Raw genomic sequence first — 8,172 nt, forward strand, 5'->3', positions numbered from 1 at the left:
CGGCGCGCTGCTGGTGCTGCTGGCCTCGTGGCTGCCGCTGTGGTGGTTCGATGCGCACGGGCTATGGTGGCTGGTGATCGGCATCATCGCGCTGGACCTCGGCGGCCAGGCCATCCATGTCGCCAACCAGAGCATGATTTTCGCGGCGCAGCGCGATGCGCACAGCCGGCTGGTGGGTTGCTACATGCTGTTCTATTCGGTGGGCAGCGGGATGGGCGCCATCGCGTCGACATGGGTCTATGCGCTGGCCGGATGGCAGGCGGTCTGCCTGCTCGGCGCCGGCATCAGTGCCGCCGCACTGGCGTTCTGGGCGCTGACGCTTCGCCATATGCCGAAGATCTCCGCAGCTTGCGCGCAGCCCGCCTAAGCTCAAGGTTTCGACAAAGCCAACCGACACGCAGGAGGGCACCATGGACGACGACGTCGACACGATGAGCCACGAACAACTGGTTGAGGAAGTAAAGCGCTTGCGCGCCGGCATCCGCCGCCATCGGGATGCGTCGGGCCACGATCTGTGCTGGCATCACCCGGACCTGTGGGCCTTGCTGCCCGACGCGGCCACGCACACGCCGGCGGTGCCGGACTGGCCGCAGTTTCTGCGCGGCTGCGTCAAGTATCGGGAGTCGCTGGATCGGCAGTGTCCGCAGGCGCCGCGCATCCAGCAGGAATTCGGCGAGTAGTCCGGCGCAGGATTGCGCTTCAACGCGCGCCGCGCGCCGCCGCCAGCAACACGCCAAACGAGACCAGCATCCCGCCGAAAATCCGATCGATCCAGTGCCGCACCGACAGCAGCCGCTCGCGTACGGCGCCCGTCGACAGGCACACCGCGACCAGGCTGAACCAGCCGATATGGGCGGCCGCGATGAAGGCGCCGTAGCCGATCTGCGTGGCCAGCGGCGTATCGGGGCGCACTACTTGCATGAACAGGCTGACGATAAAGACGGTGGTCTTCGGGTTCAGCGCATTGGTCAGCAGGCCGGTGCGCAATGCGGCGAGATCCGACAGCGGGGCGGTGCGGCCTTCGGCCAGCGAGCCGCCCGGCCTGGCGCGCAGCATGACGATACCCAAATAGACCAGATAGATCGCGGCAATCCATTTGGCCGTGTGGAACAGCCATAGCGACTGCTGGATCAGCACGCCGACGCCGAGGATGGTGTAGCCGACGTGGATCAGTACGCCGAGTCCGATCCCCAGTGCCGTCAGCACGCCGGCGCGCCGCGACAGCACCAGGCTGTTGCGGGTCACCATGGCAAAGTCCGGTCCAGGGCTGATCACGGCGAGCAGCGTGATGGTGATCACGGCTAACAGTTCGGTCATGGTTTACTCTGTCGATTCCTGTGGCAAGCACCACGAATGGTTGCCCTATGTTAGGGGACCTGACGATCGACGAATAGCGATGTTTACTGACCACCATGGTGAGTCGCACTCACCATCGGGCGACGCCCGTCTGCCTTCACTGCTGGCACTGCGCTGCTTCGAGGCGGCGGCGCGGCTCGAGAACTTCAGCCGCGCCGCCGACGAATTGCACCTGACGCATGGCGCGGTCAGCCGCGCGGTGCGCACGCTTGAGGACGACCTTGGTGTGGCGCTGTTCGAACGGCGCAGCCGCCGCGTCTTCCTGACCGATGCAGGGCGCAGGCTCGCGCAGGCGGTGCGCGATGGCCTCGGCGTGATTCGACAGGCTACACGCGAGCTACGCGCCAGTGCGAGGCAAGCGCGGCAATGGGTGCTGTCGTGCGAGCCGACGTTGCTGATGCGCTGGCTGATTCCGCGCTGGCCCGATTTCAAGGCGCGGCATCCCGAATTCGACGTGCACCTCGTTGCCGGCGGCGGGCCGGTCGAATTCGACAGCGGCATCGATCTCGCGCTTCGGCGCGATGACTTCGCCTGGCCCGACAGCGTCCACGCGGTGCCCTTGTTCGTCGAACGGATCGGTCCGGTGTGCCGGCCGGACCAGGCCGGCGCGTGGTTTGCGGCACGCAAGGGCAAGGCATCCTTGCGTCCTTCCGCACCGCGCCTGCATACGCGGACAAGGCCGAACGCCTGGCGGACCTGGGCCGACATCACGGGACAGACGCTATCGCGCGCGCCGGAGCAGAGCTTCGAGCATTTCTACTTCAGCCTGCAGGCAGCGGTGGCGGGCCTTGGTGTCGCCATCGGGCCCTGGCATCTGGTGCAGGACGATATCGCCAACGGCATGCTGGCCGCGCCGATGGGCTTTGTCGAGGACGGTTCACGCTATTGTCTGTTGTCGCCGGTGCATATCCAGGCCGGCACGCCCGCCGCCGCGGTGCTCGACTGGCTGAAGACAACGGCGGCGCTCGACCGGTTGCGTGCGGGTTGAGCCGGGTTTGACTATCTTGTCCGAAGGGAATGGGGAGGGAAGCACGCATCGAGGAGCAGACCCATGCAGCAGCACATCGAGCAGCTATTCCACCGGTACCAGCAATGCTTCGTCCAAGGCATCCAAGGCGAGGCCGATCTGGAGACGGTCGCCGGCTTCTTTGCCGAGAGCTTCATCACCGCCTGGCCCGGCGGCGTGATGACCGGCAACAACGACGACCAACTACGCGGCGTGATGGGCAAGGGCTTCGAGCACTATCGCGCGATGGGCATGCGCGATATGGCCGTCGACCATGTGGCGGTCCACCCGATCGACCCGATGCATTGCGTTGCCAGCGTGGCCTGGGCGTCCACCTTCGAGCGCTCCGGCGAGGCCGCGCGCGTGGTGCGGTTCACCGTCCACTACCTGATCCAGCTACGCGAAGGCAGCGCCAGGATATTCGGCTGGATCGCTGGCGACGAGGAAGCGGAACTGCGCGCGCAGGGGATCATGTCGTAGTGCGCCTCGGCTGAACCGACCCCTTGCCGTGGGCCGACGCTCACGCTTCGACCGGCACCGCTGAGCCGGGCCATTGCTGCGACAGCGCGGCGATCTGGTGCGCGATCCACGTATCGGCCAAAGCATGCGCGCGCTCGAGATAGGCCGGTCCGCGCCGCAGATTGTCGAGCCGCAACACCGACAGGTCGTGAAGGCCCGCGGTCGCCAGCGCGTGACGCAGATAGGGCGTCAGAAAGTCCGGCTGGCCCTTGCCGTCATCGCCGAGCGGTCCGCCGCTGCCGACGATCAGATAGACGGGGCGGCTGGCCAGCAGCCCCTTCTTGCCTTCCGGCGTGCGCGCGAACGTGCGGCCGGGGCGCAGGATCTGATCGATCCACGCCTTCAGCGTCGCCGGCACCGTGAAGTTGTGCATCGGCGTCGAAATCACGATGCGGTCCGCGGCCTGCAGTTCGGCGATCAGCGAGGCCGACAACGCGAGCACGCCCGTGTCGCTGGCAGCGTCGGCCGACTCCGCCGCGAGGCTGGCGTGCGCGAACGCCTCGTCGACGAGTGGCGGCGGCCGGCGCGCCAGGTCTCGGTCGATCACGCGCAGCGCTTCGCGCTGGCCCATCCGTTCGATTAGCGCGGCGGCCGTGCGCCGGCTGTTCGAGGCCTCCCCATTGGGACTGGCGCTGATATGGAGTACGGTTTTCATCATAGCTCCCGCTGCCCTGCGGGCGCGATCGGCAGATTGAATCGAAGCGCCGTTGCCAGCAGCCCTTGCCGATAGTAGAAGCGGTGGCCCAGCGTATTGGTTAGTGGTGTATCGAGGATCAGTTTGGCGCAGCCGAGGACGCGCGCTTCCTCGCTCAGTCGCCCCATCAGGCGTTGACCGTAGCCGCTGCCGCGCAGCGCCTGATCGGTGACCAGATCGTCGACATAGAGATGCACGCCGTGCATCAGATTGTCCTGCACGCGAAAGCCGGCCAGCGCCACCGGCCGATCCTGCCGCCACAGCGCCAGCAGCCGGTACCCGACGGCGGTCTGCCGCCGCCAGCGCGTGATGAATTCCCGCTCCCCATCCAGATGTGGACGGAGCTGATGCATCAGCGGATAGCAGGCGCGGGCGTCCGCTTCGGTTTCGACAGCGCGCAGCTCCTCGATGTCGTGCGCATCGGACGGCTGCATGCCGATTCCATGGTCGCCCATCACAGCTTGCCCTGCGAGGCCGGGAAACGCAGGCTTCCCGCGATGCGGTTCCACGCGTTGATGGTGCCGATCGTCACGGTCAGTTGCACGGCTTCTTCTTCGGAGAACTGCTCGCGCAGCGCCGCGTAGGCGTCGTCGGGAATCGGGGCCTGTGCCATCCGGGTCAGATGCTCGGCCCACGCCAGCGCCGCCACGTCGCGCGGCGAGAATTCGCCCGCGTCGCGCCATGCCGCCAGCAGATCCAGCTGGACCTGCGGCACACCAGCCTTGCGCGCGATATTGGCATGCAGCGCAGTACAGAACGCGCAGCCATTGAGCTGAGAGACGCGCAGCTTGACCAGCTCGGTCAGCCGCTTGTCGAGGCCCGTGGCGTCGACCGACTTGCCGATTCCAAGCAGATGAGCGTGCGCATCGGCGGCGAGTCCGCGGAAGGCGGGATAGTCCGGCGGTACGGGGTGGTGATCGCGTCTGTCCGACATGGTCGCGGCTCCTGTGAAGTGGAATGATAAGATATCAGAGTTCGAACAATATATCAGAGTGCTGATAATATGAGCAAAACCCCCAAGGGAACCGCCTTGCCGAAGGCGGGCGAAGGCAAGCGCGGGGAAGCCGGCTATCTCGGCTACCTGCTGCGTCAGGCGGCCAGCGCCTGGCGCAATCGCGCCGAACGCGCCCTCGGCGATATCGGCGTGACCCAGCCGCAGTTTTCGGTGCTGACGATGCTTGCCGCCTATCCCGGCAGCTCGAACGCCGATCTGGCGCGCATGGCGGTGCTGACGCCGCAGACGGTCAACGTGATCGTCGCCAACCTGGAAAAGGCGGGCGCCGTTACCCGCAGCCCGCACGCGGTACACGGCCGCATCCAGCAGATCGAACTGACCGAGCATGGGCGCTCGCTGCTGGCGCAGGCGCGGACGCGGATCCAGACGCTGGAACGGGAACTGAGGAAGGGGCTGTCCGCGGACGACGAGCGGGCGGTGCGGTCGTGGCTGGTGGCGGTCGCGGCCGAAGCGGAGCGGGATTGACGGGAAGGACCGTGCGCCTGCCATGGCTTTCGCCTATGCGAGTGCCTGGGCGTTACGCATCGCCGATGCGAGTGCGCGTGTCTTCGTCGATCAGATCGCGCATCGCCCGGAACAGCGCGTGCGTATCGGTGTGCCGCTTGCCGTAGTCAAGGTTGAAGCGATAGTCGAAGTCCGGCGGATTGCTGCCCTGGTTGTGCTGGAGCAGCGTTTCAAGCTTGTCGAGCGCCTTGACGGCCTTGGCTTCCGGCGATGCCGCGGCTTCGTATTCGTCCCAGAGTGACAGGATGCTGTCCCGCATCGAGGCATCGAGCACGCACGTCAGCGCCAGCAGATCGTGCCGTTCCTGTTCGCTCTTGCCGCGGCTCGCCGACTGTTCGGTGGCGGGAATGTCCCCGTGGATCGCCTCGCCAAGGTCGTGGACGATGCAGAGCTTCAGTACCTTCAGCCAGTCGAGTTCGGGAAGCTGATCGGCGAACACCATGGCCATCAGGCATAGCCGCCAACTATGTTCGGCGGTGCTTTCGGGGCGGCCCGACGACGTGCGCGCGCTGCGCAGCACGTCCTTCAGCCGTTCGGCCTCGCGCAGGAAGTCGAGCCTGCCCTCGATCAGTGCGGTATCCATCTGTTGCGGTGTCCTGATGCAGTGTCCTCATGCAGTGCCGGCGCTCAGCGTAAGGGGAGCCCGTGGCGCGGTCTGCGCATCCATTATGCGTCGTGCCTACTATAGCGCCATGGCGTGGGCGCGTGACCGTAGCCCTTCGTCAGCCCACCGCCTCCGAAAACCGCAGCCCGATGATGCCGACCACCGTCAACGTCAGGAACAGCAGCCGCTGCCACTGCACGCCTTCGCCGAAGCTGACGATACCGATGGCGACGAGGCCCAGCGTGCCGATGCCGGTCCAGATCGCATACGCGGTGCCGACCGGCAGGTTGCGCAGCGCCTTGGCCAGCAGGTAGATGCTGGCCAGTCCGGCGGCCACCGCCACCACGCTGGGCAGCAGCCGTGTCCAGCCCTGGTTCAGCTTCAGCGCGACGCCCATGACGATCTCCAGCGCGGCGGCGATAAAGAGAAAGGTCCAGGCCATCGCTCAGGCCTCCGCCGCGTCCTGCGTGGCGTCCTGGCTCGCACCGAACGGCGGACGCAAGGCCGCCAGACCGCGCTGCACCGCCGGACGCTCCGCGATGCGATCGAGCCAGCGCAGCACGTGCCGGTATTCGGCGATGTCGAGCTGCAGTTCGTCATGGGTACGCAACCAGGGAAACGCGGCGATGTCGGCAATGGTGTAGCGGTCCAGCGCCAGGTATGCCGATCGGGACAGCTGGCGCTCGACCACGCCGTAGAGCCGATGCGCCTCCTTGGCATAGCGTTCGATTGCCTCGCGATTGCCGCTGCGCGAGCCATGCCGGAACCACCATAGCTGCCCCAGCATCGGCCCAATGCCGCCGATCTGGAAATGCAGCCATTGCTGGATCTGCCATTGCTCGCGAGGGTCCGCCGGATGCAGCGCGCCGTAGCGGCTCGACAGATAGCTGAGGATGGCTCCGGATTCGAACACCGTGATGTTTTCGCCGTGATCGACCAGCGCCGGGATCTTGCCGTTCGGATTGATCGCCAGATATTCCGGGCGCTTCTGCTCGCCCTTGTTCAGGTCGATGTCGACCTGCCGGTAAGGCAGCCCCGCTTCCTGCAGATAGATGCTGACCTTCTGGCCATTGGGGGTATTGGCCGTATAGAAGGTCAGGGCGGGGCTGGCGGTGTCGTTCGCGTTGGCTGACCCGGCTGACATGATGGCTTCCCTCCGATAGAATGTCGATGAATTGCAATTACAATCGTTGCTGTTGCAACTCTAATCGACGGCGCGGCATTCGGCAAGCGCCGCCATTACTGGAGCGAATCCATGGGCCATTCAAGGACGCCGGCCGCCTTTGGTTCCATCGCCGCGACGCGAGCGGCGGCGATGGCCTGCATCACACGGATCGAAGCGGAAAGTGGGGCGAAGGCGGGTGCTTCGCCCGCCGCGACGGTCGCTCAAATTGCTGGCCAGCTGGCCGAGGCCGCGGCGGCCACGACCGGCGCGGCTTCGCCCGCATGGGTCGTGCGCAGGCCCGACGCTATCGACATCGGCGATGCCGGCGAACACAGCGCGGACGGGGCAGGCGGCGGCCGCTACGAGGCCAGTGCCTGGCGCTACTGGCTCGGCGCGCGGCGCCAGGCCGCACAATGGCCGCTGTTGTACCTGCTGCGCAGCGGCCGCGCGGATGCCGTATGGGCATCGGCTCTGGAAACAGGGGAACGCGGCATCTTCTGCAACGACATCGAAACGCTGCCGTCGCCGTGGCCCAAGGGCGCAAGGCCCGAGCTGCCGCTATGGCTGGCGTCGCACGGCCGCTGCCTGCCCTATGATCCGGCTTCGGGCGAGGAGGCGAGGGCCATCGTGCTGCAAGCGCTGCGCAGCCTGTATCTGCAGGGGCGTTCCGGCTTCGTCTACCTGAGCGCGCACGGCGAGGAGTGGCCGGCATGGCCGCAACTCGATCGCCGTCGCGCGGTGGCTGCGGCCAAAGGGATGTATCTCATCGAGACGGCACGTGAGCGGCAGGGGCCGTGCGTTCGGCTGCTTGGCGCCGGCAAGGCATTGCGCGCGATGTCGGAAGCGGCGCAGCGCTTGCGGGCAGACTGGCACGTCGAGGTCGAACTATGGAGCTGTCCGAGCTATACCCGGCTGGCACGCGACGCCGAGGCGGCGGCACGCTGGAACCGGCTGCATCCGCTCGCGCGGCCGCGGTCGAGCCATCTGCAGCGTTGCCTGGCGGCGGGCGGCGGTCCGATCGTCGCGCTGACCGGCTATGGCGCGCCGATCGCGCAGCAGATTGGCCCCTATCTTGCGGATCGCTTCATCGCGCTCGGCGTGGAGGCGGGGACCGGGGCCAGGACTAGCCATCACGCCGGCGCCGTCGACGTACAGGATCCGCGCTGGATCGCGGTGATCGCATTGAAGGCGCTCGCCGACGAACAGGTGTTGCGGGCCAGCGTGGTGGCGGAAGCGATGCGGCGCTATCGGCTGGTCGGCGATTGAAGCGAGGGCCGCGGCGTCAGGACGGCCGTGGCGCCGCGGCGGC

13 protein-coding genes are annotated in these 8,172 nt (G+C 66.8%); 6 read left to right on the forward strand and 7 right to left on the reverse strand.

Annotated elements, in window-relative coordinates:
- Together B551_RS09580 and B551_RS09585 are read left to right on the forward strand one after the other, a co-directional pair.
- A partial coding sequence (locus B551_RS09580; RefSeq protein WP_023263973.1) for an MFS transporter occupies positions 1-367 on the forward strand: 367 nt, incomplete at its 5' end.
- A 43-nt stretch (positions 368-410) separates the two neighbouring features.
- Entirely contained in the window at positions 411-680 is a 270-nt protein-coding gene (locus B551_RS09585) for a hypothetical protein (RefSeq protein ID WP_006579182.1), read from the forward strand.
- Positions 681-699: 19 nt separating this feature from the next.
- On the opposite strand, the gene B551_RS09590 is transcribed toward B551_RS09585, so the two are convergent.
- Positions 700-1,317: a LysE family translocator gene (locus B551_RS09590; protein WP_023263974.1), complete on the reverse strand. Its 618-nt coding sequence runs from the start codon at positions 1,315-1,317 to the stop codon at positions 700-702.
- Between the two features lie 79 nt (positions 1,318-1,396).
- Between B551_RS09590 and B551_RS09595 the strand changes: the two genes are divergently transcribed.
- Positions 1,397-2,344: a LysR family transcriptional regulator gene (locus tag B551_RS09595; protein ID WP_006579180.1), complete on the forward strand. Its 948-nt coding sequence runs from the start codon at positions 1,397-1,399 to the stop codon at positions 2,342-2,344.
- A 63-nt stretch (positions 2,345-2,407) separates the two neighbouring features.
- A complete protein-coding gene (locus B551_RS09600; protein WP_006579179.1) occupies positions 2,408-2,842 on the forward strand; it encodes a hypothetical protein in 435 nt (144 codons plus the stop codon).
- A gap of 40 nt (positions 2,843-2,882) precedes the next feature.
- On the opposite strand, the gene B551_RS09605 is transcribed toward B551_RS09600, so the two are convergent.
- Genes B551_RS09605 through B551_RS09615 form a run of 3 tightly spaced genes read right to left on the reverse strand, consistent with a single transcriptional unit; the run spans position 2,883 to position 4,509 of the window.
- Positions 2,883-3,536 (reverse strand): FMN-dependent NADH-azoreductase, encoded by a 654-nt coding sequence (locus tag B551_RS09605; protein WP_006579178.1) that lies wholly within the window; start codon positions 3,534-3,536, stop codon positions 2,883-2,885.
- On the reverse strand, positions 3,536-4,030 hold the full coding sequence (locus B551_RS09610) for a GNAT family N-acetyltransferase (protein ID WP_006579177.1): 495 nt from the start codon (positions 4,028-4,030) through the stop codon (positions 3,536-3,538). The genes B551_RS09605 and B551_RS09610 overlap by 1 nt, the downstream gene beginning before the upstream one ends.
- The gene (locus tag B551_RS09615) at positions 4,030-4,509 is read right to left on the reverse strand and encodes a carboxymuconolactone decarboxylase family protein (protein ID WP_006579176.1); all 480 of its coding nucleotides are present in this window, start codon (positions 4,507-4,509) and stop codon (positions 4,030-4,032) included. The genes B551_RS09610 and B551_RS09615 overlap by 1 nt, the downstream gene beginning before the upstream one ends.
- Before the next feature lie 69 nt (positions 4,510-4,578).
- Between B551_RS09615 and B551_RS09620 the strand changes: the two genes are divergently transcribed.
- The gene (locus tag B551_RS09620) at positions 4,579-5,055 is read left to right on the forward strand and encodes a MarR family winged helix-turn-helix transcriptional regulator (protein WP_006579175.1); all 477 of its coding nucleotides are present in this window, start codon (positions 4,579-4,581) and stop codon (positions 5,053-5,055) included.
- 52 nt (positions 5,056-5,107) lie between these two features.
- Here B551_RS09620 and B551_RS09625 read toward each other — a convergent pair whose 3' ends face one another.
- The 3 genes from B551_RS09625 to B551_RS09635 all read right to left on the reverse strand — a co-directional run bounded on the left by B551_RS09625 (position 5,108) and on the right by B551_RS09635 (position 6,842).
- Positions 5,108-5,677 carry an HD family hydrolase gene (locus B551_RS09625; protein ID WP_006579174.1) on the reverse strand — a complete coding sequence of 190 codons (570 nt, stop codon included), beginning with the start codon at positions 5,675-5,677 and terminating at the stop codon, positions 5,108-5,110.
- A 139-nt stretch (positions 5,678-5,816) separates the two neighbouring features.
- Positions 5,817-6,140 (reverse strand): multidrug efflux SMR transporter, encoded by a 324-nt coding sequence (locus B551_RS09630; RefSeq protein WP_006579173.1) that lies wholly within the window; start codon positions 6,138-6,140, stop codon positions 5,817-5,819.
- Between the two features lie 3 nt (positions 6,141-6,143).
- Entirely contained in the window at positions 6,144-6,842 is a 699-nt protein-coding gene (locus B551_RS09635) for a glutathione S-transferase family protein (protein WP_006579172.1), read from the reverse strand.
- A 111-nt stretch (positions 6,843-6,953) separates the two neighbouring features.
- Between B551_RS09635 and B551_RS09640 the strand changes: the two genes are divergently transcribed.
- A complete protein-coding gene (locus B551_RS09640; RefSeq protein ID WP_006579171.1) occupies positions 6,954-8,129 on the forward strand; it encodes a hypothetical protein in 1,176 nt (391 codons plus the stop codon).
- Positions 8,130-8,172: the final 43 nt, after the last annotated feature.

It is taken from the genome of Cupriavidus sp. HPC(L), from assembly GCF_000307735.3.
Lineage (GTDB): Bacteria > Pseudomonadota > Gammaproteobacteria > Burkholderiales > Burkholderiaceae > Cupriavidus.